The organism is Enterococcus sp. AZ163, from assembly GCF_050498925.1.
Taxonomy (GTDB): Bacteria; Bacillota; Bacilli; order Lactobacillales; family Enterococcaceae; genus Enterococcus_A; species Enterococcus_A ferrettii.
The window spans coordinates 3,221,063-3,247,691 of sequence record NZ_JBIPAO010000001.1; the positions used below are offsets into that span (position 1 = coordinate 3,221,063).

The following is a 26,629-nucleotide window of genomic DNA, read 5'->3' on the forward strand; positions in this document are numbered from 1 at the left end:
AGGGAGGCTAAATGTTATGCGTAAATTTACATCTGGATTTTTCACAGGAACTTTAGCAACTGCAGCAATCGTTGCCGGCTTTTTAGTAGGTGTGAAGAAAAAAGTCATTGAACCATTAGAAGAAAAAGAATCTAAAGTTGATGAAAACCGTAAAAAAGCCCGTAGAAAACGGATTGCTCGTTAAAAAAAGAAAGCAGTTTGCTTTCTTTTTTTGCGTTATTTTTGATAGATCGATTGTACGATCTGATCTGCCATTTCAAAAATACGATCACTGGTTTTGGGTCTTGGTGAAGAAGCATTCAACCAATCCAAACCTTCAACTGGCACACCATAGCAGTAAAGCTTTTCTAAGACTTGATTTTGTTGATTGATTACTTGGTGGGTCTTGCGGCTTACCAGTATCGCACCACTTTCCCGCAGCTCGCCCTCTACGTTTACTGTATGAGGGGCTAAAAAACCTCGTTCTTTCAGCGCTTGAATCAGTGGGTTAAGGGTTCGCCGAAAATTCGTTGACGGTATCCGGGCCTCCAATAAATGATTAGCAGCATACGTCACTGCTTCGTTTTTCTTACTGTAAGCCACAAATTGATTTCCCTCACACTCAACAGCCATATCCGGAGCTAAGAAAATAGCGACTCCTGCTTTCTCCAAAGCAGCTAGCTGCTTCATCCGAATCACTGGCGGTCCCACTGTCAAAAATCCATAGTCTGGATTGTATTTCCCCCACAGTTCCTCCCAGTATTCTTTTGGTGTAAATGCTTCCCGATCAATCAGTTTGTGTATTGGCAACTGCAGCTCTTTCAAGGTATCCAAGGCTGAAGCAATTGCACCAGTCATGTTGCCCTGTTCAGCTTCGCAGATATCTTTTTTCATATATTCACGAACAAAAGCTGGAAACTGCTGCGGATCAATTACTTTTCCCGGATTCAAAAGATCTTCCCAATCCAATTGAAGATCTTTCGGAACATTAAAGCGTGTCAAAACACTTTTTCGATCTTCCTCACGGTACCCAGCCAGAAATGCTTCCACATCAATCGAGGTATCCGCCAATTTTTTCTCATAATAGACTAACTCAGCTTCTTTTCTCAACAGGTCGAAAAATTCAGCTCCTTCACCCGGCTTAAACTGATCAAGCCGCTCATCAGTAAGCAACTGCGGCTGTGCATCTTCCCCAGCTCGCTTTTGATTAACTGGTCGAGCGTGATAAGGTAATCCTCTACCAGAGCCAATTATTATTTTTCCTTCTCTGCCAGATGGTTGGTACTGTATTTCTTGGTCTTTTTCTATAAAAGTTCCTCCCCAATATTTAGGAAGTAATCCAATATAATCAAAAAAGCTAAGACCCATTCCTCTCAAGATTATATCTTCATTAGGCTTGATATTTTCTAAAGAAACTGTGGCTGGATTTTTGGGTGGTTGATACGTCAATCCCTGCTCTTCAGCAAAAATTGAAAGTCGTTCTTCTTCTTTAGATAATTCATTTTCAGCATGTCCGGTTGCCAAAATCACCTGATCTACCAAGTGTTCTTCATTAGCAATTAGCGTAATTTTGTCCTCAATAATTATATTTTTTACCGCTTCTCGACGAAAGGTCAGAGTAATTCGTTCGGTTAAATGAGCCTTCAAATTTAAGAAGAACCATTGCTGATACAACCCATAAAACCTGCGTTGACAGCAATCATTTCTTCCCAACGAAGCCGCTTGAGTTAAAAAATCCTCCTGATTTTCTTTTACCTCTTGTTTAATAAAATCGGGTGCTTCTTTTTTGCTCCATTCATATAAGTTCGGCCCAGGTGCGACAGCTCCTCCAGAGATCAATGTTTGATCTGTAAACAGAGTCACATGCTCCATTACACTATTCATCAAAACAGCATCATTTTGTTGCGGGCTCCAAACTTTACCACCTGGTCCATCAGGGTCAAAGGACAAAATCTCCAACTTTTCATTTTTATTGTAGTTTTGAACTAAACGATCCAACATAATCAACCCATAAGGCCCCGCACCAACAACCGCAATCTTACCCATTGATTTGCTCCAACCTTTCCTTTAGCACCACTGCTTGATTATGTTCCTGATCTTTAGCACCATAAACTAAAGTAAGCGGATCATATTCTTTAGTTAATTGACTTAGTCGTTCAAAGGCCGCTTGATGATCAACATCCTTCAGTTCTTCTAGATATCCTTCAGAAAACTCAGAAAACTTTGCCGGATCATGATCAAACCATTTTCGCAACTCATTACTAGGGGCTACTTCCTTCAACCATTCATTGATAGCAGCTTTTTCTTTAGAAATTCCTCTAGGCCAAATACGATCTACCAGTACACGATAGCCATCGTCAGCCGAAGCTGCTTCGTAAGCTCGTTTGATTTTTATCATTTCCCTCACCTCAATTCAAGAGTAAAGAAAAATAGACGAAAGTGCAACTCAAAACAACAGCTTGGTAAAGTAAATAACGCAAAAAAAGGGCTTTGACATACGAAATGCCACAAGCCCTAAAAAACGGATAAATGACGTGACTGAAGAAACTCTATCACAATCTTTTTTTTCAATTAATCAATTTTTTTCTTTTTCACCTTGCCTTGCCACTCTTCGATGCCGCCCTTTAAAATGTACAAGTCAGTATAGCCATTTTTACGCAACAGGTTAGCTGCTCGCGCACTAACCGATTTATTGAAATCGTAAATATAAATTGGCTGATCCTTGCGTAGTGAGCTCTTTGTTTCCTTTAACATAGAATACGGAAAGCTGCGGGCACCAAGAATATGCTTGGCATTAAACTCATCCCGTTCTCTCACATCAATCACTTGTGCCTTGCGCATTCCCGCTTGAAACTCCTCTTGAGTCAGCATTTTTGCTGAGCGTTTCACCATAATTCGAACGAATACCTCATACCCGACGAATAGGAGAATCACCGCTAATAAAATAATATTTAATGTCCACCAAAATGACATACGAAACTTCCCTTCTTAATTCAAGATTATCGTGCTAGTGAAGCAGCACCAATCACTCCAGCTTCATTACCTAATTCAGCTAATTTAATTTTTGTACTATTTCTAACTTGAGGGAACGTAAATTGTTCAAAATAAACCTCAATCCGACTACGCAAAAATTCTCCAGCAGCAGATACGCCGCCACCAATAATAATTGCTGAAGGATTCAACGTATTGCCGATATTTCCACAAGCCAATCCTAAGTAGAAGGTAACCTTATCAACCACTCGTAATGCAAGATCGTCATTTGTAGCTGCTAACTCAAATACATCTTTACTAGTAATGTCTTCCCCATTATCCAAACGGGCTTTCAACTCAGAACCACCAGCATATTCCTCCGCCAATTGACGAGCAACCCGAACGACACCCGTTGCACTAGCTACGGTTTCTAAACAGCCGCGTTTGCCACATGTACATTCAAAGCCTTCTGGGTCTACAGTAACATGTCCAATTTCGCCGGCACAGCCAGCTACACCATGAAGCAATTGCCCATTCATGACAATTCCGCCGCCGACACCTGTACCAAGTGTTACGAAAACAACGTCAGGATCATTTTCACCAGCGCCTTTCCAACGCTCACCTAATGCTGCAACATTTGCATCATTGTCAAGAAAGAAAGGGATACCTGTTCCTTTTTCAATCATTTCCTTAACTGGCTGCAAGGTTTTCCAGTTTAAATTATACGCTCCGATCACAGTTCCCTCTGTAATATTGACACTTCCAGGGGTTCCCATTCCAATGCCCATAAATTGCTCAGGCTTCATATCATATAATGCCAAATGATGATTAATTGATTCGACAATATCCGGTACAATATGCGTTCCCTCATCCAAAATATTAGTATCAATGCTCCACTTTTGTTGGATTTCGCCATTTTGAGTTAGAATCGCAAATTTTACGGTCGTGCCGCCTAAATCAATTCCCAATAATTTTTTATCCATCAGTGTTCACCTTCCCGACTTTCTTCAATGTGATGCTCTCTTTTTAAAATGCGCCAGCCGTTTAAATAGGTATCATGATCAATCAATCGTCCCTCGTACAAATTCTTCAACTCAATTTGCATCAGTTCAATATCATAAATACGCTTTCCTACATAAACATAAATGCCAAATTGCTTAAGCAATTGCTGCACATCATACAAACTCTCCATTCAATACACATCCTCAAATATTATACAGGTAAATGCCCTTTTTTTACAGAGAAAATTGACACGTTCTCAAAGAAGCAGCAATTTTTATTCTGTTTCAACCGGCAAAGCTTCTATGTATATTTTTTCTTGAATAGCCGACAAAAAATCGGGAAACAATTTCCCGATTTTAAATAATAGGCAGTCCAATCTTGCGATATGCTAACAACACTGCTATAACAACAAAAAAGATGAAAAACAATCCCCCGGTAATACGTCCGCGGACTGAAAACCGATCTTCTCCGTGAGGAACCCCTAACATCAAGCCAGATAATGCTCCACCCAACAATCCGCCTAAATGCCCCCATAAATCGATGGAGGAATCAAATAGACCAAAAACTAAATTCAGCAAAATGAATAGTCCAAACTGCCGGGTCAATCCCTGAACTGCCGGATTGTCCTGGTAATGATACCCTACGACTAAGAAAGCTCCGAATAACCCAAAGATCGCTGTACTGGCACCACCAGACAAGACGCCCAATCCATTAAAGGCAAAGCTGCCCATATTCCCCATCAAACCACTCACCAGATACACTAGTCCAAAACGCCAGTGACCAAAAATCGCTTCACATTGCTGTCCCATGTAGTACAAGACAACTGAGTTTAGAACGAAATGCATCAAGCCAAAGTGAATGACCATCGGCGTTAAAAACCGCCAATATTCATGACCTAAGATAACTGAGGGAATAAACATTCCCAAGCGTTCATTGATTCGTAAAGAAGGAATTAAGTATTCCAGTAAAAAAAACACTGTATTGATCCCTAAAAAAGTATACGTTACATAAGGTTGATTTTTTCTCATTGTTCCTCCGTTTCTCCAATGAATAATTGTTGAACTGGCAGATCGAAAAGTGCTTCCTCCCAGTTTTCCATTAGTTGTTCGATAAAGACAAAGCTGGCTGTTTTTCCAGAATAATCCGCCAAAAAGCGATCATAAAAACCGCCGCCAAAACCAATACGATAGCCATTCTCTTTAAAGATTAGTCCTGGAACAATGACTAAATCCAATTCCTCAGGTTGAGCTTTATCCTGACTGACTGGTTCCTCTACCCCAAACTTAGAGAGTTTATAGGTGGTTGATTCATTGATCCAATAAAATACTAGCTGACGTTTTGGCAATGATTTAGGGACAGCAACTTTTTTTCCTTCAAACAAAGCTTGCTGGATCAAAGGTGCCGTAGGAAATTCAAAATCGGTGGCGATAGTTACGGCAATACTGGTTGCTGAAAGCCAAAGATCACTTTGAAAAAATCGGCGATAAATTGATTCTATCTGCTCCTGACGACTCTCATCAACAGCTAATTTGTTCAACTTTTCGATCATCAATTGACGCATCTTGTTTTTTTCCATAGATCCATCTCCTATCCAACGATACTACCAAAAAAAAGCATAAATAAAAAGGGGGTTAGTTCCCCTTTAACAATTCTAAATCAATACCTCTAGCAATAGCAAGTCCACCGGCAGCATTAAAATGTAAATGATCCCCGCTGTCAAAAGTCGAAAGCAGCTGTTCGCCGTCCCCAACCATCGGTGAAAAATCCCAAAAATTTGCCTGAAATCGTTGCCGAAGCCAACGATTCAATTCCCTGCGCAATGCTAAATTTGCTTGTGTAGCTTTTTCATTTCCTGAAAAAGGCGTGATTCCACAAACGAAAAGTCGAACTTGCTGTTGCTCACATAAAGCAGCTACTTGCTCCATTCGTTGCTGCATTTCTTCCAAAGTAACTATTTCACTCAACAAATCATTGATTCCCAATGAAAAAATCACCGTACTGATTCCTTGATGACTTGCAAAGCAATGCTGAAGTCGAGTCAGCCCATCAAATCCATAAAAGAATTCTCGCTGATCTTGGGTTCTGCGGTCACTACTATCCTGTAATAGCTGACTGCCATTAATTCCCTGATTCACCAGAAAAATACCTTCAGCTCTCAATTTATGCTGCAGCGGTGCTAACCAAGTAGCTCCTTCAGTTAAAGAATCACCTAAAGCAATCACGCATTGACTATCCTTAAGCTCAGCCTCAACTGCCAGCAAGCCCGGACAAAAATTCATCGTACTTAATTTTTCTGGTCGTCCAATAAGATCACTATCCACAAAGCCGAAGCCGCTAACAACCTGCTCTGCCGAGAAAGCAAGTTCCCAATTAGGGAGTTTTTCATCTAATAATATGCTGCCCGTCCGATAAAGCTTTCCGGGTAGAACGTTGAACACTGATGCTACTAGCTCATTTTGACAGGTTAATTCGCGAATTATTAGCGGCTCAGTTCCGTATTCATTAGAAAATACTAACCGAATCCTTTTTAATAGAGGGAAACGTCGGAAACGCAGACGAACTTCTCCCTTGGGTGTTCCAAAAGATGCAAATCCGCGCTGCGCATGACTCCACACGGTTGTCCAAGCCATAATAATTCCTCCTAATGTTTGTTTTTAAGCAGTTGATAGACAAAATAAGGAGCTCCAATTACTGATACAATGATTCCAGCTGCTATTTCGCCGCTGTCTAAAATCAGTCGCCCAACAATGTCACTATAAAGCAACAGCAAACTGCCAATAATCCCTGTCATCACTAAACTGACATTATTCTTTTTCCCTACAAGATTATTCGCAATATGCGGAGCAATCAATCCAATAAAGCTGATGCTGCCGGCTACTGAAACACTAACTGCAGCTAAGCAAAGAGCACACAATAGGAAAAACAATTGAGAAACCTTCAAACGAACACCTAATCCGATCGCAGTTTCATCCCCTAAACTCATCACGCGCAAGGTTCTTCCCCGCATTAAGAGAAAAGGAAAAAGGATTATTAACCAGGGCAATAATAGAAAAAAATGCTGCCAAGTGGTTCCCCAAATCGTACCTGCTAACCAGCTGGTAACAAATGTATAGCTGTCCTCCGACGCTCGGATGGTGCCAATTAAGGTCAACGCCGAAATCCCAGCATTCACCGCTACACCTGATAAAAGCAAACGGTTAGGAACAATTTTTTCAGCCTGTCTCCCGCAATAATAGACAAGGAATGCAGCACTAATACTTCCCAAACAAGCAATTAAAGGCAGCATCCAGCTCGCCTGATTATTTGCAAAAAATCCTAAGTAAACCAGTACTGTAAATCCAGCTCCAGCGTTAATTCCTAAAATCCCTGGATCAGCTAAATCATTATGGGTGATTGTTTGAAAAAGATAACCAGATAACGCCAGTCCCATACCGGCCAAAATAGAAATCAGCAACCGCGGTAAACGAAAATCAACAACAATTAATTTTTGTGCAGCAGTCCCCTGACCAGCTATAACATGGAATAAATCCTCCAAACTTAAAGGCAGGGTTCCTAGTGTCAGACTCAATAAACAACCGATGATCAGCAGCCCTGCTAAAACCGGCCAGCTAATTCGCTTCCTCATGTCACACTCCCCCTTCTGATCTGCAGGAGCAGTAAGGGTACACCAATAATGGTAACCAGCACGCCAACTGGAGTTTCCAGAGGAGGTGCAATCAAGCGCGAAGCAATATCAGCAACTATAAAGAACAATGAACCGGTTAACGCCGACGCCGGCAAAACCATTCGATAATCCTGTCCAACAAAATAACGAACCACATGAGGAACGATTAAACCAACAAAACTAACTGCTCCAACTAAGGAAACGGAGGTGCCAGCTAATAACAAGACAAGAACCATGCTCCATTTTCTTATTGTTGCAGGCTTTTTGCCGAGAGTAATTGCTGTTTCATCTCCCATACTTAATAACGTTACTTGCGGCGCCAAAAAGATGGTTCCTAATAAACCAAAAAGTACTAGCGGAAAAGCCCAACGCAGCTGCTGCCACGAAATATTAGCCGTTCCTCCAACATACCAGAAGGTTAAATCCTGATTCAATTGAAAAACTAAACTAATGCTTTGGCTGATTGCCGAAAAGAAAGCACTTAAAGCCGCACCTAATAAGACAATCCGAATCGGATTAAAACCTATCGAAAGTTTTGAGGAAGCGACATAGATAATTATTAACGCCACAAATGCGCCAAAAAAAGAAGCGATAATCGCCATTAAAGGAGCAGGACTTGCTGTGACTGCAAATACCAGCGCCAATCCCAAACCCGCGCCAGCGTTAATTCCAAGTAAGCCAGAGTCAGCAATCGGATTGTTAGTAATCCCTTGCATTAAAGCACCCGCAGTCGCAAAACCAGCACCTACTAGTACTGATCCCAGCATACGCGGCAATCGTAAGGTGCGGACCAGTTGCTGTCCCTGTTCAGATACATCAAATGAAGTAAAGGAATTTCCAATTTCCTGCCAGGTAATCGAGACTGCTCCATATTTCAAGGAAGCCACCATGGCTACCAGCAAAAGCAGGCTTGTCACAATAAAAAAAACTCTACGTTTCATCTGTCTTCCCCCGCTTTAATAACTCATAAGACAAAATCATCGGCTTCTGCTGACTAACAGAGGAATAGAAGATCGCTTCAATCTCAAATAATTCTGCCATATTTTCAGTGGTAAAGACTTGATAAGGCGTGCCTTGAAAAATTAATTTCCCGGCCTTCATTCCTAGAATATGATCAGAAAATCGTGAAGCATGGTTCAAATCATGGATCGTCATCAAAATGGTTTTTCCCTTTTGATTAATCTCCTGCAGCAGCTCCAAAATTTCTAATTGATGAGCCGGATCTAAAAAAGTAATCGGCTCATCTAAAATTAAGATATCAGTATTTTGTGCCAAAGCCATAGCAATCCAAACTCGTTGCTGCTGTCCGCCAGAGAGTGTATTTAATGGTCGAGTTTTAAGATTAATCAAATCTGTCACCTCTAAAGCCCACTCGATCCACTGGTGATCGCTCTTTTTCAAGCCAGAAAAACCGCTTTGATATGGAAACCTTCCATACGCTACCAGCTCCTCCACACTCAAACCACTTATTTGATCACTAGTTTGGGACAACGAAGCAATTTTTTGTGCGACGGTTTTGGTATCCATCTGATGGATATCTTTCCCATCTATCAGTACCTCACCCTTTTTGGGCAGCAAAATACGAGACATCGCCTTCAGCAATGTCGATTTGCCGCTTCCGTTCGGCCCGATTAAGCTAGTAATTTTACCATCCGGGATTTCAATGGTTACATCATTCAAAATTATTTTTTTATCATAACCAACAGAAAGCTCTGTTGTTGTTAATCTGGTCATATGTATTCTCCATTCCTTTGATAACCATTCTCAATTATCCCTTTAATCTTTCTGTACGTCAACCATTCTTAAGATAAATTCGTTGTTGACACTACTGAGACTTTCAGTAATAATGGCTATTGAGAAGGATTCTCAATTAAAGCATAAAGGAGTTCATTATGATTAAAAATAGAAAAATTGTTTTAGCGGCAGCAGCACTGTTTGCTTTGGTAGGATTGGCCGCCTGCGGTCAATCAGGTACAACTGAATCTAGCTCCAACGATACATCAACGCGTCAGCTTACTGATGCACAAGATCATAAAGTTGAGATACCAGAAAAGCCGAAACGAGTAATTGCTTCGTATCTAGAAGATTATTTAGTAGCACTGGATGAAAAGCCAGTCGCTCAATGGACTGTCGGCAAAGGCAGCATCCAAGGTTATCTGCAGGATGAGTTAGAAGATATACCTACTATTAACTACGATTTGCCATACGAAGAAGTATTGAAATATGAACCAGATCTTTTATTAATCGGTTCCAATGCGACTGTTGAAGGCGGAAAGTACAAAGAATACGCTAAAATCGCACCTACCTATGTAGTAAAAAATGGGGATGGTGTTACCTGGGAAGAGCAACTAAACGAGATTGGGAAAGTCTTTAATAAAGAAAACCAAGCTAAACAAGTAGAGGAAGACTATCAAACTTTAATCACACAAACTAAAAAAGAGTTAAGTGATAAAATTGATGGAAAATCAGCTGCTGTTCTTTGGGTAACTAATAATTCAGCCTTTATGGTAGCTGAAAATCGTTCTAGCGGCCGACTGCTTTACGACGACCTTGGCTTTGAAGTTCCAACCTTGACCAAAGAAGTTAGCGAAAAAGCCACCTCCGATTGGTCAGCTGTATCTTTAGAAAGTTTATCTCAATTAGATACTGACTATTTGTTTTTAGTTAACAGTGATCAAGGGGCAGCTATGTTTGAAGATCCATTATGGCAAAATATTCCAGCTGTAAAAAATAATCAGCTGCATGAGTTTGGTCCCGAAACAAGCTGGTTGTACAATGGACCGATTGCTTATACCAAAATGGTAGAGAGCATCAAAGAAGTCTTGAAATAATCAAAACAGCTCCTCGCAAAAATAATTGCGAGGAGCTGTTGCTATTTTTTATGTCTGCGGCTTCTAGCCCCATCATTCTTGGGAGCTTCTGGTCGAGCTAACAGCTTCAGCCGATAAGGTTCATGATAACGGGTGCCATTCTTGATGAAATCTCCACCTACAATAAACAAACCTAGTGGATGCAATTCCGTTGTTTGATGAATTTCCCCTACTTTTTCTAAGTCGTGATAACTAGTTCCAATTTGCAAGGAGTAAGTTGTTGCATTTTCCTGTTTCAAATAATAGTAAGGATACAAGGTATTTTCACTAATCAAAAATCCCTCTTCCTTTTCAATATCTCTTACTGCCAATTCCTTGGCATCAATTAAAGCTTGAATATTTCCTGCCAACTTCAATTGATAGTCTTCTACAAAATCAACTTGAATTTCTTTGGCATCCTCAGTTGGCATTGATTTGGTCTTTTTTCCCTCGACTTGAATGTTAAAAGCATCATCAGGCAGGTACTTAACAAATAGCTGGGTAACATCCAGTTTACTATTCTTATCTAAAAAGTAATAGAAGACATTCAAAATCAAAAAGTACACGAGTACGATAAAAACAATACTATATAAGAAAAACTGAAGGTAATTTTGGTTTAACCATAGTCCATACACAATCCGCAAAATATACACGGTTGGAAAAATACTCAGAACCGTATATCCGCGATTTAAATACTTCGGACTAATGTCCAGATACCCCAAAAATTTATTCAACCCATTAATAATATCTAGTAAAAAGGTCATTGTGCGTCCCTCGTTTCAGGTGAACTTGCCGGTTGATTCTGCTGTTGTGCCGGAACATTGTCTTGTTCTTGCGAAGGCACAGTTTCTTCGGTTTGGCCAGAAGACGGAACTGTCTGGCTTTCATTTGAAGAATCTGCTGCTGAGCTTTCAGGGATATTTCGCTGATTTCCCTGAGAAGAACTGGGTGTGCTAGGCTGAATATTTTCATTGACAGAATTAGATTCTGGCGTCATTTGATTCTCAGTTGAAGTTGTAGAAGATGTCGGTCCTTCACTAGTACTGGGCTCTGTTGTACTCGAACTTCCGGTACTTGGTTGACGATAACTTGCGCCATTTGCTACACCAGTAGCCGTAGCCACTAAAATCGAGATTGTCAAAAGAGCAATTGGTTTTAAAATCGGTGGTACTTTCCGCAAATAAATCACTCCTCTTTTTTGGAAAAAAATTGCTGCTTGCTGGATTGATTCTTGTAGAAGTAGTCAATAAAAATCGTTCTACAAAAACAGACAAAATACGTTATCTTCTGTTTTAACACTTGAAGTTTAGGTTTTCCTTATGAAACTATGAATATTTTTCAACTTTTCCTTTCATTTGTAAAGAGCAAAGCTAGGAATACGGTTACATTAAATCAGCTATTCCTCAAGATTAGTTTACCGTGAGAGACATTAGAAAAAAATTATTTTTTGATGCTGTAAAACCGCTGTTTTATCGTGAAATTTAAAATAGATTTTCTGGATAAATGAAATTTTTTTTACCTTTTCATTTAAGAGATAGAAAACGTTTTATACTTATTGTGAAGGAGTGATCTTGTCAGTTAATAAGAAAATTGGTTAGTTGGGCTCTCTCAAAAAAAAGATTGGAGAAAAATGATGGACGAGAAGAAGATTCGTTGGTTTACGGTGTCGATGATAGCCTTTAGTATGGTATGGGGGTTTGGTAACGTTGTTAACAACTATGCACAACAAGGTATTTCGGTAGTCACCTCCTGGATTTTAATTATGGCTCTTTATTTTATTCCCTATGCATTGATTGTTGGGCAGCTTGGTTCAACCTTTAAAAGTAATGCAGGGGGTGTCAGCTCTTGGATTAAGGAGACGACAAATAGTCACCGCTTGGCTTACTACGCGGCTTGGACTTATTGGGTGGTTCACATCACTTATTTGGCGCAAAAACCCCAATCCGTTTTAATAGCACTTGGGTGGGTATTTAAACGAAACGGTGATGTAGCGACCAGTATGAGTGTTCAAACAGTTGCCATTGTTTCTTTGCTTATTTTTTTATTCTTCCTTTTCTTATCAACAAAGGGCTTAACGACCTTGAAAGTAATCGGAAGTGTTGCCGGATCAGCGATGCTGATTATGTCAATTCTATTTATTATTCTGGCGGTAGCGATTCCTTTTATGGATTCTTCCTTTACAGCAGCTACGCCACAAATGAATCAACTTAGCACTTATATTCCCGATTTTAATTTAAGTTATTTTGCCACCATATCCATGCTGGTGTTTGCTGTCAGGGGCGCAGAAAAAATATCTCCTTATGTAAACTCTATTGATCGTCCGACAAAGAACTTCCCTAAAGCAATGATCTTTATGGCTGTAATGATTGGTTTGAGTGCGGTTTTAGGATCAGTTGCTATGGGTCTATTGTTTAACAGTCATCGTATCCCAGAAGATTTGATGGCCAATGGTGCCTACAGTGCTTTTCAAATTTTGGGTAATCACTTTGGCGTGGGCGACTTTTTCATGATTGTTTACGGGTTTGCTCAAACCGCTGTTCAAGCATCTGCCTTGGCCTTCTCAATTGATGCTCCGTTGAAAATTTTATTATCTGAGGCTGACCCTGAGTTTGTTCCTAGCTGGTTGCGTAAACGTAATAACAAAGGAACTTTGATTAATGGTTATCTGTTAACAGGTGTGCTGGTTAGTATCATCATTATTTTGCCAATCTTTGGTATCAAAAACATGAGTGAATTAGTTAAATGGCTAACCAATCTGAATTCGGTGGTAATGCCGATGCGTTATATTTGGGTATTCTTTGCCTATATGATGTTGAATCGACAAATCAAGAAGTTCCAATCGGAATACAAATTTATTAAAAATCCGAAATTAGGATTTATTGTCGGCCTATGGTGTTTTGTCTTTACTGCCTTTGCCTGTATCCTGGGAATGATTCCTAAAGCAGATTATGCAGCCGATCCTTCTTCTTGGATTTTCCAACTAATTTCAAATATTTTGACACCTTTTGTGTTGATATTGTTAGGCATGATCTTACCAATGTGGGCCAGAAGAGAACGGAAAAAAATCAGCTAACTCTTTACCGGAATCCTTTGAGATTCCGGTTTTTATTTTATCAAAAAAAGGCCGAAATCTTCACAAAGAAAGATTTCGGCCTTACTACTATTATTTTACTTCACGGTGCAAAGTAACTTTGCGTTCGCGTGGGCAGTATTTTTTCTTTTCCAAACGATCAGGATTGTTACGTTTGTTTTTATTCGTTAGATAATTACGTTCTTTACAAGAAGTACATTCTAAAGTAATGTTTACGCGCATGTCTTTCCCTCCCATACATAGCAATCTTTCCAAGATAACTCTCAGACTTGAACATCATACCATGTTTTAAAAGGTTTGACTAGTATTTTCGTCAATTTCGTTAAGTAATTCTACTTGACGTCAATTGAGCAGCGCTTCGATGTCTTCAGCTATTTCTTCTGGCTTGGTCTGTGGTGCATAGCGTTTTATTACTTTACCCTGACGATCTACTAAAAATTTGGTGAAATTCCATTTGATGTCTTTGTTAAGTAAACCACCTTGCGCAGCTTTTAAGTAAGTATAGAGTGGAGACTCATTTTCTCCGTTAACATTTACTTTGCCAAAGGTTTGAAAAGTTGTTTGATAATTTATCTGACAAAAAGTTGCTACCTCTTCATTATTTCCAGGTGCTTGGTTTCCAAACTGATTACATGGAAAGTCCAATACCTCAAATCCTTTTGCTTGATAATCTTCATACAGCTTTTGCAGCCCTTCATATTGCGGGGTGAACCCACATCCAGTAGCGGTATTTACAATAAGCAAAACTTTGTCCTGATAGCCAGTCATTTTCTTACTTGATCCATCAGTTTGTTCAATCGTAAAATCGTAAATTGACATAAATAATTCCTCCCAGCTTTTTGTATCTTACAAAAGTATACTCGCAGTGCTAGCGATTCACCTATCATTCTGTCTTGGGTTATGCCAGTCTTATTCAACTTTTTAATAATTTATGACGGAAATTTTTTTAAGACTAAGCTTTGCTTAAAAAAAAGAGAAAAGATCGATTGATCTTTTCTCTAATTTCCACCGTACATTTCTGCGTAGGCATTGATAATATCTTTAGCAATTGCTTTATTTGTATCATCATGATCCACAGAAAGGTTAGGCAGCATAACGCTAATTGCAATTTTTGGTGCATCTGAAGGTGCATAGGCCACCAAATTGCTATTAATTGTTTGGACGACCTGTCCATTCACAGTTACAGAAGTTTCTGCAGTACCTGTTTTAGCTGAGGTATCTAGAGCTGCAGTTTGCAAATCTTTAGCAGTAGTATATCCATCGCTACCATGAACAGCCTGATAAAAACCTTGTTTTATAATTCCCATCTGTTCTGGCGTTATATTTACCTTGCCTAATTCTTGACCAGTAATTTCTTTTTGCATACCGCCTAAACCACCACTATCATTATTAGCATAGATTCCCTTAACAACATGAGGAGCAATTCTTGTGCCACCATTAGCTACAGTAGCTGCATACTGAGCAAGTTGCATTGCTGTATAGGTATCGTATTGACCAAAAGACAGATCCAGCAAATTCCCACCACCAGGTCCATCCGGTTGCCCAAATTTAGTATTTACTAAACCTGAGGATTCGCCAGGTAAATCGATGCCGGTTTTAACCCCCATACCGTATTCAGCCATAGCATTTCGCAACTTATCATACATTTCTTTCGAGCTGGCACTTTCTGGTAGGCTCATGTTATAGCTGTAATTTACTCCCAACATTCTTAGAACAATCTGCATCATATAAGCATTGGAAGAAATTTCTAATGCTTTTACAGTATCTAATGGCATTCTATTCCCCAACGATTTATTGTAAATCGAACCCTTTAAAGCCGTTCCAGCCAATTTAATTGGTTCATCAATTAGAACATCGTTTCCGGTAATAGCTCCAGTTTCATAGCCAGCTGTCACTGTTCCAGCCTTCACAACGGAACCAGGTTCAAAGTTATTTAGAATAGTTCCTAAAGTAAATTCCTCTACCTGTTTACTTCCTGGAGTATGAGAAAAACCGGTCATAGCCATTACTTGTCCATTATTTGGATCTAGAGCAACCGCATAAACACCTGGTGAATATTGCGCTTGACCATTGTCAACTAATGTCTGGTAGTGACTTTTCACAATATCCTCCACTTTCTTTTGGAAATTGGTATCAATTGTTAACATCAAGTTAGAGCCTTTTTCACCCTCACTAATTTCTTTTTGACCAGTAACATTTCCTTCCTGATTAAGAGAAACTTCGTATTCGCTCTTTTTACCTTGCAGTTCATCCTCATACTGTCTCTCAAGATAACTTGTTCCTACACGGTCATTTCGAGCATAGCCTTTTTTCAGGTATTCCTTTAAATCTTCCGCTGGTACAGAGGAAACTGTTCCTAAAATGCTGCGCAAGGAATCATCTAGCTCATCGTTATACTTGCGTTGCCAGTCAATCCCCGTAGAGACTCCTGGCAATTCTGCTGTTCGTTCTGCTACTATGGCTAATTCTTGGTCAGTAACATCTTCGTTCTTGATAAAAACTGTACTTAAAGCCGAAGCACCACTCATTCGCTTAAAAATAGTTGCCGCCTTCAGCTGATTTTCATCAAATTGAATCTCATTGTCTTCTACCTTATCGACCAGTTTTTGGTATTCATTAGAAGAATCCAAATTCTTTTCTTTAAAGGACAAACGATCCTCAGTCGCTTTTAAGTTCTCCGGATCGCCTAACCAATAATCCTTCTTGTCCCGTTCAGTTAGATTTTCATCTACAGGAACATCAATCAAAGCATTCAATTTATTAGCTATTTCGTAAATATCTTTACCTTCCATAGTGTTCCCTCGGGTAAAGGTAATGGCTTTATTAGATTGATTGTCTACTAACGCAACACCATTTGCATCATAAATTGAACCACGGGGAGTACTTCCAGTAACTTTAATGGTTGTAGAGGCTTTTAACTGCTCCTTCATCTCATCACCATTAACAATTTGTAAATAGCCCAATCGCCCGACTAGTAAAACAAATAGAGTAAAAATAACAAAAAACAAGAAATTTAGTCGAAACGGTACATGGCTTTTATTGTGTTTACGTCCTGCTTCATCAGCAGCTTTTAGTTTGTCGAACCATCTATTAAATGGGTTGGTTTGTTTCATAAGAAATTCCTTTCGTTTTGTCTACCTTTACTATTGTATCCGATAATATTTTTTTTAAAAAGAAGATTTGATTAAATTATTCCTTAGTTTAAACTTTTTTTACTAGTTGACTGTTCTGTTTCACAGGGAGATTTTCTTTAGTTTGATATAAAGAGAAAAACCTTTAAAATAAGCAAAATTATTCATCTTCCCCCCAAAGGTGCGTGAAACATTTTCCTTCATTAAAAAATGTGGAAAACTTCAATTGAATCAATTCGTCCAAATCGGGGTAGCTTCAAGGTCTAAATAAAAATGTTATCCACAATCAATTCAATTTTCTGACTTTTCGGACAAAAAAATTCTCTTAAGCAGAACCTTATCTGTCCTACTTAAGAGAATTATTCCTGTCTATATTGTAATTAACGATTACGGCTAAAGTTTTGGATTTCATCTTTGATCGCTTCAACAAAGATGTTTAACTCTTGCACTTCCTGCTCTTCACTGCCATAACGACGAACGTTTACGCAGGAGCTGTCAACTTCTTTATCCCCTACAACTAAAATGTATGGAATTTTTTGAGTTTGAGCCTGACGAATCTTGTAACCCATTTTTTCGTTGCGTTCGTCGACTTCCACTCGAACACCTTCTACTTTTAGACGGTTCTTCACTTCATAAGCATAATCACCATGATGTTCAACTGAAACAGGTATGACCACAACTTGCTCCGGTGCCAACCAGGTAGGAAAGGCGCCTTTATATTGTTCAATCAGATAAGCAGTGAAACGTTCCATTGTTGAAACAACACTACGGTGAACAACGACTGGGCGATGTTCCTTACCATCTTCACCAATATAAGTTAAGTCGAAGCGTTCAGGCAGTAAGAAGTCAAATTGAATAGTGGACAATGTTTCTTCTGTTCCTAAAGCTGTTTGTACTTGAACATCTAATTTTGGACCATAAAAGGCTGCCTCACCATCTGCTTCAAAGTACTCAAAACCAGATTCATCCATTACTTCTTTCAGCAAACTTTGAGAAGTTTCCCACATTTCATCATCGTCAAAGTACTTCTCAGTATTATTGGGATCACGGTAGCTTAAACGGAAACGGTAGTCTTCAAACCCGAAGTCTTTGTACACTTCCAAAATTAGATCTAGAGTACGACGGAACTCTTCTTTGATTTGGTCAGGACGAACAAAAATATGTGCATCATTCATAGTCATTTCACGAACGCGCTGCAACCCGGATAATGCACCAGATTTTTCGTAGCGATGATCCATGCCTAGTTCAGCTAGTCGAATTGGTAATTCTCGGTAAGAGTGAATCCGATCTTTATAAACCATCATGTGATGTGGGCAATTCATTGGACGCAAGACTAAATCATCCCCGTCCCCCATATCCATAATTGGGAACATGTCTTCTTGATAATGATCCCAGTGACCGGAAGTTTTATATAAACTAGTGTTAGCCAAAACAGGAGTATACACATGTTCATAACCCATAGATAATTCTTTATCAACAATGTAACGTTCGATCTCGCGTCGAATGGTTGCACCTTTTGGCAACCAGAATGGTAGGCCAGAACCGACTTCTGGTGAAATCATAAATAAGTCCAATTCACGACCTAATTTACGATGGTCTCGTTCTTTTGCTTCCTCACGCAAACGCAAAAACTCATCTAAATCAGTTTGGTTAAAGAAGGCAGTTCCATAAACCCGTTGCATCATTTTATTATCTGAATTACCACGCCAGTAAGCTCCCGCAACTGACAATAATTTGAAAATTTTAATTTTTCCTGTTGAAGGAACATGTGGTCCACGACACAAATCAGTAAATTCGCCTTGTGTATAAGCAGTGATCACTTCGTCTTCTGGTAAATCTTGAATTAATTCTACTTTATATGGATCGTAACTGAAGAAATCTAAAGCCTCTTCTCGACTCATTACTTTGCGCTCAATTGGCAGATTTTCCTTCACAATTTTTTTCATTTCTTTTTCAATTGCTGGAAAATCTTCTTCAGAAACTTGGCCATCCTCGTTATCAGTATCATAGTAAAAACCTGAGTCAATCGCTGGTCCTACTCCAAAATGAATATTTGGGAACAAACGACGCATTGCTTGTGCCATTAGATGTGCTGTTGAGTGACGCATCAAAAACAACGCCTCTTCATCTTTATCGGTAATAATTTTTAACTCGGCATCTTGATCAATAGGACGAGTCAAATCTTCTAGTTCACCATTTACAACTACAGCCATCGCTTTTTTGGCCAATGATTTTGAAATACTTTCTGCAATTTCTCGTCCAGTTACACCTTCGTGAAATTCCTTGACCGAACCATCTGGAAATGAAATATTTACTGCCATAGATAAATTCCTCCTTCATTTGATTGAAAATAAAAAAAGTCCTAGTACCATATACGGTACTAGGACGAATCAACGTGGTTCCACCTAATCTTTGAGCAAAGTTGCTCCTCAATGCGATAACGGCGCTCCTACCGCCCCTGCATTTTACAGAGGTCTGTGAAAGTGGTCATCACTTGTGCGATGTTTAGAAAAGTTTCAGCCAAGCTTTTCCTCTCTGTTAAACAGCTATCAAGTTCAGGTGTCTTTCATCAACAATCAATTTATATTCACATTAAAACACTTAGATTCTAAAAAAGCAACCCATAAACAAAATTATTTATTTCCACTTGCCATTTACTGCGTAAGTACCTTTTTTTAACTCGTTTAAAATAACGTGGATATTTTCTTTAGGAGCTCCTGTATTTCTGGATATAACTTCAGTTACTTCCTCCATCATTCTAGTTAATTGCTCCTGACTTCTTCCTTCAACTAATTCAATATGAACAAATGGCATCCCTTATTCCTCCTCTTAAATGATTACTACCATTTTATTATACTACTGTTCCAAGTTACCGCAATGCTTTTAATGGCAGCCATCATCTAAAGTAAATATAGAGTCATTTCATCGCTTAAAAATAGACTGTCCAGTAAAGATTACTTTTACTACTTTTTGTGCTATACTAATATGCTGTTATCAGCGAGGAGGAACCATTCATGAATGCTAGACAGGAAGAGCAGCAACATCTGCAACAAACTATTACGTTAATAGAACTAGAACAACAATTACTAGATAAACAACAAAATAAAAATAAAACGCAATTCCAAAAAAATATGCAAGAAAATGCTGGACAAAGAATTCAATCCGGTTCGTTTGAGGCGTTAGCTGAAACAATGGCGGACACTCGCCAACATGAACAAGAACTATTCGTTCGCTATCAAACGCTGGCTTCTCAAGAAAAAAGACAGAAAGTTCTGCGTTTGATGAGAGGAAATCCTTATTTTGCCCGAATAGATTTTAAGGAAGATGCGGAAGCTGAAACCTTGTACTTAGGGATTGCTTCTTTGCGGGATTCTACTGAAGAAACAGTGATTATTGACTGGCGTGCCCCAATTGCCAACCTTTATTATGAAGGTGAACTTGGAGCAACTAATTATGAAACCTATGATATCACTGTAGATGTAGAATTGTTGGTCAAACGCCAATTTAAAATTCGTGATGGTCAAATTCTTTCGATGGTAGATACATCTGAAGCAATAAACGACGATTTTTTGTTAGAAATTTTAGACGAAGCTTCATCTAATCATATGAAAAATATTGTATCCACTATTCAAAAAGCTCAAAATCAGATTATTCGTGATACTCATAGCAAACTATTGGTAGTAGAAGGAATCGCAGGCAGTGGGAAAACTTCAGCTCTTTTGCAACGAGTTGCGTACCTTTTATACCACAACCGGAAATGGTTGGATAATGAACACGTCCTATTATTTTCACCTAACCATATTTTCTCTGACTATATCTCAACAGTTTTACCTTCATTAGGAGAAAGTGGAATTCCTACTGAAACCTTCAAAAGCTTTTTAGGGAAACTGTTGCCGCTTTATCAAATTCATACAGAAGAAAGTCATGAGGAAGTTTTCTTATCTGGACAAGATGACCGCGTACTGCGAGCAAAAAGCAGTTGGATGATTGTCAAAGCATTGGCTTATTATTGCAAAAAAATAACACCGCTTGGTCCATTGTTTAAAGATTTAACTTTAGACGGATCGCCTCTTATCAAAAAAGAACAGATTAGAAATTGGTACCAAGAGGCTAACCCTGGTTTACCAATGTATCAGCGGATGCAGTTGCTGCAAACTAAACTATTGAAAAAACTCGGTGGCTTAGAAAAAGATGAAATGAAAAAGGATTGGGTCAAGCAAGCAGCAGATGAATTACTGCAGCAGGCTTATATCGACAACCCTAACTTAGAAGATTCTGAAAAAGCTGAACGACGTATGCAACGACAATTCCAACAAAAGGTTGTCCGCAAAAAAATGCGCCCAATCAAACGAAAAATCATGCGTTTTACCTTTATTAACTACGGCAAGCAGTATTTGCATTTTCTGCAAACTATTCCTGATGATCTGCTCAATCGTTATCAGCTAACAAAAAACGATTGGCAAGATATGTTACTAACCTTACGTAAAGACTTTCAACGTCGTGATCTTAGTCTTGAAGATGGCACTTTAATGTTTGTATTGATGAAATCTATGTATCCATTACATGTTAAGCAAAAAGCACGATTCATTTTTATTGATGAGATGCAAGATTTTTCACCTGCTCAAGTTGCCTTATTAAAACAGCTTTATCCTAAAGCTACTTATACTTTTTCCGGAGATTTGAACCAGAAAGTGTTTGGTAATGAAAGCATGGTTGAAGCGCTGGAAGCGATCTTTCCTGAGCAATCCATAACACATCACCAATTAACAACTAGCTATCGTTCAACTGAAGAAATTACCCATTTTGCCAATCAGTTCCTAACACAGGAAAACCGTGTGCAGTTGACCGCTCGCAAAGGAGATCGACCGTCCATCTATTACTCAATGGATCAATCCGCCATGCTCAGTCATTTAATAAATGAGCTTAATCAAACAGCTGAAAAAGCGAAATATTGGCGAACAGCAATCATTGGCAAAACCGTAGAGGATTGCAAAGAACTATACAATCAGTTGTCTACTGATCAGCAAGAAGAAATACAGCTTTTAATTAATGAAGAAGATTTTATGCGAAAGTCATTGATTATCATTCCGACTTACTTAGCTAAAGGGTTAGAGTTTGACCGTGTTTACGGCTGGAATATCTCTCCGGAAAACTATAATACAGAACAAGACAAATTAATCTTGTATACTTTATGTACTCGTGCGATGCATGAATTGAAACTGTTGACAATTGAACAAAAAAGTCCATTGCTGGAACATATGCCAGAAGAGCTTTATCAAATAGAACATGTTTAACACAGTCCCTCTTGGCTGTGTTTTTCTATTCTCTGCTTGAGACCTCGTCTTTACTTGGTTAATATAAAATAAGACTTTGGTCTGAAGGTTTTTACCGATATAATGGAGTATAATAGTAACAAGGAGGCGTTTTGTATGAATGGTTGGATGATTGCGGGAATAGTACTGCTTGGTATTATCGGAAGTTTATACATTTGCGGAACCTCTGCTATTCATTACCGTGAACTTGAGATCAGCAATCGGTTCTGGCGGGCCTTAGTTTCAGGAGCCCTAGTACTAATGGAAATCTTTCTTAGCTTAATGTAACGCAATTAAATACAAAAAAACGCGCTGTGCAAAAACACAGCGCGCTTTTCTAAACCTCGAATTCTACATTATGAAAAACTTGCTGAACATCTTCTAATTCTTCCAGCACATCGATCATTTTTTCGAATTTTTCTAAATCATCCCCGCTCAGGGTTACTTCATTTTGAGCAATCATTTGCATCTCTGCCACAGAAAATTCTGTAATTCCTTTAGCTCTTAATGCCTCTTGAATGCTGTTAAAGTCTTCAGGCTCGCCATACACGATCACTTGTCCTTCTTCATCAACGACATCTCTTACATCAATATCCTGCTCCATTAAATATTCAAGAATTTCATCAGCGTCTTCACCGGAAAAACCAAATAAAGCAGTATTGTCAAACATGTAAGAAACCGCTCCAGAAACACCCATGTTCCCGCCATTTTTGCCGAAAGCAGCCCGCACATCAGCGGCTGTACGGTTCACATTATTAGTTAACGCGTCAACGATTACCATTGAGCCATTTGGTCCAAAGCCTTCATAACGAAGCTCTTGATAATTCTCATCACCGGAGCCTTTTGCCTTTTCAATCGCTCGATCAATAATATGCTTTGGTACATTGTAAGTTTTTGCCCGTTCAATAACAAAACGTAGCTTTTGGTTCGCGTGTGGATCTGGATCACCTGATTTAGCTGCAGCATAAATTTCAATACCAAATTTTGCATAAACTCGACTGTTGTTTGCATCTTTTGCTGTTTTTTTCGCAACGATGTTTGCCCATTTACGACCCATAATTTCACTTCACTTTCGTTAATTTCATACTTTCCCATTATACCCATAACTACTAAGTTTTAAAAGATTTTTTTACAATCGAATCGGCGTACGACCTAAATTTTGTTCTACCGGATGAATAAGCTGGTAGAGCTGATCAGCACGATAAGTTAGAAAATGGCTTTCTTTTTCTTCCAGACCAATTTTAGCAGCCACTGGTAAACTAAAACTTTTTTTATGCTGACTCAAATATTCTTGACCACGTTTAGTAAACCCCAATATATGCAGCCTACTTTGCTCTTGTTCTCTTCTGATCTCCTCTGGGCTAACCTGCAACAAGAAATATGTAAATAAACGCTGTAAACGGGTTGCTGTATAGCGTTTTGTTTTAACTTGCTGCAAAAAAGCAGTAAAGTTATCCGCCTGAATGGTTTTCAAACGATTCTCAATACCTTCATTCATTTGGTAAATGTCTATCATCTGATCAGCAGTGTTGACTGTCAATTGATACGCGAGAAACGGCCAGAAATTGTCCCAAGAGATCGACTGTTCTAATTGTTCACTAGTTTCTTTGGGAACAAAGGATGTAATATCTTCCCCCCTATTAAACGCTTTGCGAATTCCAGTAGCACTAGCAAAATGTTCACTCACTATCTCAACATCATGATATCCCTGGTCTTTACGAATTAAGGGATAGATAGCCATCGGATTAGGATATTTAGCGTTTTCCTTAGCATAACTTAAGCCTAAAATATGATTAGGCGGAAACTCTTGAATCGTAGGAAATAACTGTCGAACCACCTCAGCCATTTTCTCCGGGTAACTCATCCCAACAGGTAATTGTTGAAATAGACAATCAACAGCTGTTTGATTGTCAGCAAATAGTTGCCCATAGTGCATATAATCGATCGTTTCCTGGCTATCTGTTCCAAAACAAAGAGCATCGCACTTTAATGCTTGGAGCAGTTTAATACCACCCTTAGCAAAATAGTCCGCTGATTGAACCGCCCAAGAAAAAGGTAATTCCACAATTAAGTCAACACCATTATTTAAAGCAGCTTCTGCTCGCATCCATTTATCCATAAATGCAGGCTCACCCCGTTGCAGAAAGTTTCCACTCATTACTGCAATTACAACGTCAGCTCCGCTTAGTTTTTTAGCCATTTCAGCATGGTAACGATGCCCATTATGAAATGGATTGTACTCTACGATAATCCCGCAGCTACGCATAAACTGTCTCCTTTCGAAAAAAGATGAGACAATGACTGTCTCATCTTACTTATGACAAACGAAAAACCAGCGTTTGCTCAATTCATTAGGCACTTCGTCTTCAAAATCAGCATAAACATCACTTTGAAACCCAGCAGTTTTCAGCATTTCCTGATAAGTTTCCAGCGGATAAGTTCGCTCTTGATGTAGTTCATCAATTCGTTCGAACCGATCGCCTTCTTTGACAAAGAAAGTCAGGAAATGTTCAATGCTGTGAGAAACTTCCCCAGCGTAACTATCCCAGAGGAAAGCAAACTCCTCCGTTTGATCATGAAAACTATACCCTGGAAAAACAGAATCCATTTGATAAAGTGAATGGACATCGAAAATGAAGACCCCATTATCTTCCAATAAATCATAAACTCCCTGAAAAACCTTCGATACTTGTTCTTGACTGTCCATGTAACAAAGTGAATCAGAAAAGCAAGTAACTGCCTGATAAGTGCCAATGTCGGTTAAATCCAGCATATCACCCACAATCAATTGGAGTTCTGTACCTTCCGATAGCGCTCGATCTTGAGCCAACATCAGCATCTCTTCAGACAGATCTAAACCAGTTACCATGAAACCTGCTTTAGCAAAAGCAACCGCTAAGGCACCTGTTCCACAAGCTAACTCTAATAGTTTACGATTATCCGATGGTAAATGACGCAGTGAAAAGTCTAACCACTTTTGATATAGACTGTCATCCATTACTTCATCATAAACCAATGCAAAAGTTTCATAAGCCATTAATCTAACCAAGCGTCAATGTTCACCATGGGCGCATCAGACCAAAGCTTTTCTAAATTATAAAATTCACGTTCAGAGTTGCTGAAAACATGGACAATCAAATCACCCAAATCAATCAGTACCCATTTTCCGCCGTCTTTTCCTTCAACACGTTTTACTTTTACCTGATTTTCTTCTTCTTTTTCCACAATTGCTTCAACAACCGCATTAATTTGTCGATCAGAATTGGCTGAACAGATCAGAAAATAATCGGCTAACAACGATACCTCAGAAACATCTAGAGCAACGATATCTACTGCTCGTTTTGAATCAGCAGCTTTTACAGCAATTTCCAATATTTGTTTACTATCTATGGTAATTCTCCTCCTTAACGTATCCCAGCTACCCAACGATTATATGTTTCGATCGTCTTCGGGTAAACCAATCGTTCTTCTTCTATTAAATATCTTAATGTATGTGTTGTTTCAAAGGCAACAGCTTCATCTAAATCACGTAGAGCGATCGTTCGCGCATCATTTACACCAGGAAAGTTGCGTCCCGGTTCAATATAGTCTGCTACGTAAATAATTTTATCCAACATAGTCATATCGGCAGCACCAGTCGTGTGTAACCGGATAGCTTGCAAAATTTCTTCATCGTCAATATTAAGCTCACGCTTTACAAAGTCCGCGCCTACCAAACCATGCCAAATGGCGTTGCCGAACTTCAATAATTCCTTTTTATTCTCATAATCCCCTTGCTCAATAGCAAGTTGAAATTCTTCGTCAGGTCTTTCCTTAGCATAATCATGTGTCAAAGCAGCAATGCTGGCCTTTTCAGTTGATGCGCCATATCGATCTGCTAAAACAATCGCCGTTTCTTCTACACCTAATACATGTTGGAAGCGTCTTTCGCTCATGCGCATTTGGACAGCTTGTATTAAAGTTTCCCGATCCAATTGTGAATAATGCTTGCTATAATTCATTTAGATACAGCCCCTCTTCTTCGATATACTCACGAACCTTCTCTGGTACCAAGTAGCGAATCGAACAACCTTGTCTAACTTGCTGACGAATATAGCTGGAAGATAATTGAATTTGTGGCACATCCACCCAGATAATAGGATATGAGCTTTCTACCTCATAACCTGGCCGTTTCACACCAACAAATTGAACCAAGTGCGCCAATTCATCAATCTTATGCCAAGTTGATAAATAGTCTACCTGATCTCCCCCAATAATGAAATAGTAATCGGTGTCAGGATGTTCTGCTGTTAATTGTTTGATTGTATCATAAGTATAACTTTTCCCTTTACGCATCAATTCGACTGTATTAACGATCAAATGAGGATTATCTTCAACGGCTAATTCTACCATGTTCAAGCGGTGTTGACTATCAATCGTCTTCTTTTCATCAATATGAGGAGGCAGATACGATGGCAAAAGCTCTACACGATCAAAACCTAACTTTTGACCGACCTGTTCTCCTATCATCAAATGTGCAAGATGAATGGGATTAAAATTCCCGCCTAAAAGTCCAACCTGTTTTTTAGCTTCATGTGTATCCACCATTGTTTCTACTTTGGGAATCGTTACTACACTTTGCTGATACAACG

General features: G+C 39.1%; 29 protein-coding genes. 5 read left to right on the plus strand and 24 right to left on the minus strand.

The features are described 5' to 3' along the window. The first annotated feature begins 16 nt into the window (after positions 1-16). Complete coding sequence (locus tag IGI46_RS15470) at positions 17-184, plus strand: DUF3042 family protein (protein ID WP_207702335.1); 168 nt, start codon at positions 17-19, stop codon at positions 182-184. A 32-nt stretch (positions 185-216) separates the two neighbouring features. On the opposite strand, the gene IGI46_RS15475 is transcribed toward IGI46_RS15470, so the two are convergent. From IGI46_RS15475 to IGI46_RS15525, 11 genes are all read right to left on the minus strand, one after another. Next, on the minus strand, positions 217-2,025 hold the full coding sequence (locus IGI46_RS15475; protein WP_429973791.1) for an FAD/NAD(P)-binding protein: 1,809 nt from the start codon (positions 2,023-2,025) through the stop codon (positions 217-219). Further along, entirely contained in the window at positions 2,018-2,377 is a 360-nt protein-coding gene (locus IGI46_RS15480; protein WP_429963915.1) for a DUF488 domain-containing protein, read from the minus strand. The genes IGI46_RS15475 and IGI46_RS15480 overlap by 8 nt, the downstream gene beginning before the upstream one ends. A 173-nt stretch (positions 2,378-2,550) precedes the next feature. Then, positions 2,551-2,952 carry a rhodanese-like domain-containing protein gene (locus tag IGI46_RS15485; RefSeq protein WP_429963916.1) on the minus strand — a complete coding sequence of 134 codons (402 nt, stop codon included), beginning with the start codon at positions 2,950-2,952 and terminating at the stop codon, positions 2,551-2,553. A gap of 26 nt (positions 2,953-2,978) precedes the next feature. Next, positions 2,979-3,932: an ROK family glucokinase gene (locus IGI46_RS15490; RefSeq protein ID WP_429963917.1), complete on the minus strand. Its 954-nt coding sequence runs from the start codon at positions 3,930-3,932 to the stop codon at positions 2,979-2,981. Then, a complete protein-coding gene (locus tag IGI46_RS15495) occupies positions 3,932-4,141 on the minus strand; it encodes a YqgQ family protein (protein ID WP_429963918.1) in 210 nt (69 codons plus the stop codon). Before IGI46_RS15495 ends, IGI46_RS15490 begins: the two co-directional genes overlap by 1 nt. Before the next feature lie 166 nt (positions 4,142-4,307). Continuing rightward, positions 4,308-4,979, minus strand: a complete 672-nt coding sequence (locus tag IGI46_RS15500; RefSeq protein ID WP_429963919.1) for a rhomboid family intramembrane serine protease — start codon at positions 4,977-4,979, stop codon at positions 4,308-4,310. Then, positions 4,976-5,527, minus strand: coding sequence for a 5-formyltetrahydrofolate cyclo-ligase (locus IGI46_RS15505; protein ID WP_429973792.1), 552 nt, complete (start codon positions 5,525-5,527; stop codon positions 4,976-4,978). The genes IGI46_RS15500 and IGI46_RS15505 overlap by 4 nt, the downstream gene beginning before the upstream one ends. 55 nt (positions 5,528-5,582) lie before the next feature. Further along, positions 5,583-6,581, minus strand: coding sequence for a GDSL-type esterase/lipase family protein (locus tag IGI46_RS15510; protein WP_429963921.1), 999 nt, complete (start codon positions 6,579-6,581; stop codon positions 5,583-5,585). A gap of 11 nt (positions 6,582-6,592) precedes the next feature. Next, positions 6,593-7,576 carry a FecCD family ABC transporter permease gene (locus tag IGI46_RS15515; protein WP_429963922.1) on the minus strand — a complete coding sequence of 328 codons (984 nt, stop codon included), beginning with the start codon at positions 7,574-7,576 and terminating at the stop codon, positions 6,593-6,595. After that, a complete protein-coding gene (locus IGI46_RS15520) occupies positions 7,573-8,556 on the minus strand; it encodes a FecCD family ABC transporter permease (RefSeq protein WP_429963923.1) in 984 nt (327 codons plus the stop codon). The genes IGI46_RS15515 and IGI46_RS15520 overlap by 4 nt, the downstream gene beginning before the upstream one ends. Beyond that, on the minus strand, positions 8,546-9,349 hold the full coding sequence (locus tag IGI46_RS15525) for an ABC transporter ATP-binding protein (protein ID WP_429963924.1): 804 nt from the start codon (positions 9,347-9,349) through the stop codon (positions 8,546-8,548). The genes IGI46_RS15520 and IGI46_RS15525 overlap by 11 nt, the downstream gene beginning before the upstream one ends. 158 nt (positions 9,350-9,507) lie before the next feature. Between IGI46_RS15525 and IGI46_RS15530 the strand changes: the two genes are divergently transcribed. Further along, a complete protein-coding gene (locus tag IGI46_RS15530; RefSeq protein WP_429963925.1) occupies positions 9,508-10,446 on the plus strand; it encodes an ABC transporter substrate-binding protein in 939 nt (312 codons plus the stop codon). Between the two features lie 41 nt (positions 10,447-10,487). On the opposite strand, the gene IGI46_RS15535 is transcribed toward IGI46_RS15530, so the two are convergent. Further along, on the minus strand, positions 10,488-11,228 hold the full coding sequence (locus IGI46_RS15535) for a DUF6681 family protein (RefSeq protein ID WP_429963926.1): 741 nt from the start codon (positions 11,226-11,228) through the stop codon (positions 10,488-10,490). After that, entirely contained in the window at positions 11,225-11,644 is a 420-nt protein-coding gene (locus IGI46_RS15540) for a hypothetical protein (RefSeq protein WP_429963927.1), read from the minus strand. The genes IGI46_RS15535 and IGI46_RS15540 overlap by 4 nt, the downstream gene beginning before the upstream one ends. Before the next feature lie 453 nt (positions 11,645-12,097). Between IGI46_RS15540 and IGI46_RS15545 the strand changes: the two genes are divergently transcribed. Next, on the plus strand, positions 12,098-13,537 hold the full coding sequence (locus IGI46_RS15545; protein WP_429963928.1) for an APC family permease: 1,440 nt from the start codon (positions 12,098-12,100) through the stop codon (positions 13,535-13,537). A 90-nt stretch (positions 13,538-13,627) separates the two neighbouring features. Here the strand turns inward: IGI46_RS15545 and rpmG are convergent, their stop codons facing one another. From rpmG to IGI46_RS15570, 5 genes are all read right to left on the minus strand, one after another. After that, positions 13,628-13,792, minus strand: a complete 165-nt coding sequence (gene rpmG, locus IGI46_RS15550; RefSeq protein WP_278253095.1) for a 50S ribosomal protein L33 — start codon at positions 13,790-13,792, stop codon at positions 13,628-13,630. 105 nt (positions 13,793-13,897) lie between these two features. Next, complete coding sequence (locus IGI46_RS15555) at positions 13,898-14,374, minus strand: glutathione peroxidase (RefSeq protein ID WP_429963929.1); 477 nt, start codon at positions 14,372-14,374, stop codon at positions 13,898-13,900. 179 nt (positions 14,375-14,553) lie between these two features. Beyond that, entirely contained in the window at positions 14,554-16,668 is a 2,115-nt protein-coding gene (locus tag IGI46_RS15560) for a penicillin-binding transpeptidase domain-containing protein (protein ID WP_429963930.1), read from the minus strand. Positions 16,669-17,066: 398 nt separating this feature from the next. Continuing rightward, positions 17,067-19,007, minus strand: a complete 1,941-nt coding sequence (gene thrS, locus IGI46_RS15565) for a threonine--tRNA ligase (protein ID WP_429963931.1) — start codon at positions 19,005-19,007, stop codon at positions 17,067-17,069. 316 nt (positions 19,008-19,323) lie between these two features. Beyond that, on the minus strand, positions 19,324-19,500 hold the full coding sequence (locus IGI46_RS15570) for a 2-hydroxymuconate tautomerase (protein WP_429963932.1): 177 nt from the start codon (positions 19,498-19,500) through the stop codon (positions 19,324-19,326). A gap of 200 nt (positions 19,501-19,700) precedes the next feature. On the opposite strand from IGI46_RS15570, the gene helD reads away from it, so the two are divergent. Both helD and IGI46_RS15580 read left to right on the plus strand, forming a co-directional pair. Beyond that, entirely contained in the window at positions 19,701-21,980 is a 2,280-nt protein-coding gene (gene helD, locus IGI46_RS15575; RefSeq protein WP_429973793.1) for an RNA polymerase recycling motor HelD, read from the plus strand. 135 nt (positions 21,981-22,115) lie between these two features. After that, positions 22,116-22,286: a hypothetical protein gene (locus IGI46_RS15580; protein WP_207702314.1), complete on the plus strand. Its 171-nt coding sequence runs from the start codon at positions 22,116-22,118 to the stop codon at positions 22,284-22,286. Between the two features lie 49 nt (positions 22,287-22,335). Here IGI46_RS15580 and IGI46_RS15585 read toward each other — a convergent pair whose 3' ends face one another. From IGI46_RS15585 to IGI46_RS15610, 6 genes are all read right to left on the minus strand, one after another. Next, positions 22,336-23,055: a YebC/PmpR family DNA-binding transcriptional regulator gene (locus tag IGI46_RS15585; RefSeq protein ID WP_429963934.1), complete on the minus strand. Its 720-nt coding sequence runs from the start codon at positions 23,053-23,055 to the stop codon at positions 22,336-22,338. Positions 23,056-23,127: 72 nt separating this feature from the next. Next, positions 23,128-24,264 carry a nucleotidyltransferase gene (locus tag IGI46_RS15590; protein WP_429963935.1) on the minus strand — a complete coding sequence of 379 codons (1,137 nt, stop codon included), beginning with the start codon at positions 24,262-24,264 and terminating at the stop codon, positions 23,128-23,130. 45 nt (positions 24,265-24,309) lie between these two features. Further along, positions 24,310-25,035 carry a class I SAM-dependent DNA methyltransferase gene (locus IGI46_RS15595; RefSeq protein WP_429973794.1) on the minus strand — a complete coding sequence of 242 codons (726 nt, stop codon included), beginning with the start codon at positions 25,033-25,035 and terminating at the stop codon, positions 24,310-24,312. Beyond that, positions 25,035-25,373, minus strand: a complete 339-nt coding sequence (gene rsfS / locus IGI46_RS15600) for a ribosome silencing factor (RefSeq protein ID WP_207702311.1) — start codon at positions 25,371-25,373, stop codon at positions 25,035-25,037. Before rsfS ends, IGI46_RS15595 begins: the two co-directional genes overlap by 1 nt. A 29-nt stretch (positions 25,374-25,402) precedes the next feature. Further along, positions 25,403-25,999 carry a bis(5'-nucleosyl)-tetraphosphatase (symmetrical) YqeK gene (gene yqeK / locus IGI46_RS15605; RefSeq protein WP_429963936.1) on the minus strand — a complete coding sequence of 199 codons (597 nt, stop codon included), beginning with the start codon at positions 25,997-25,999 and terminating at the stop codon, positions 25,403-25,405. Then, the gene (locus IGI46_RS15610; protein WP_429964981.1) at positions 25,989-26,585 is read right to left on the minus strand and encodes a nicotinate-nucleotide adenylyltransferase; all 597 of its coding nucleotides are present in this window, start codon (positions 26,583-26,585) and stop codon (positions 25,989-25,991) included. The genes yqeK and IGI46_RS15610 overlap by 11 nt, the downstream gene beginning before the upstream one ends. Positions 26,586-26,629: the final 44 nt, after the last annotated feature.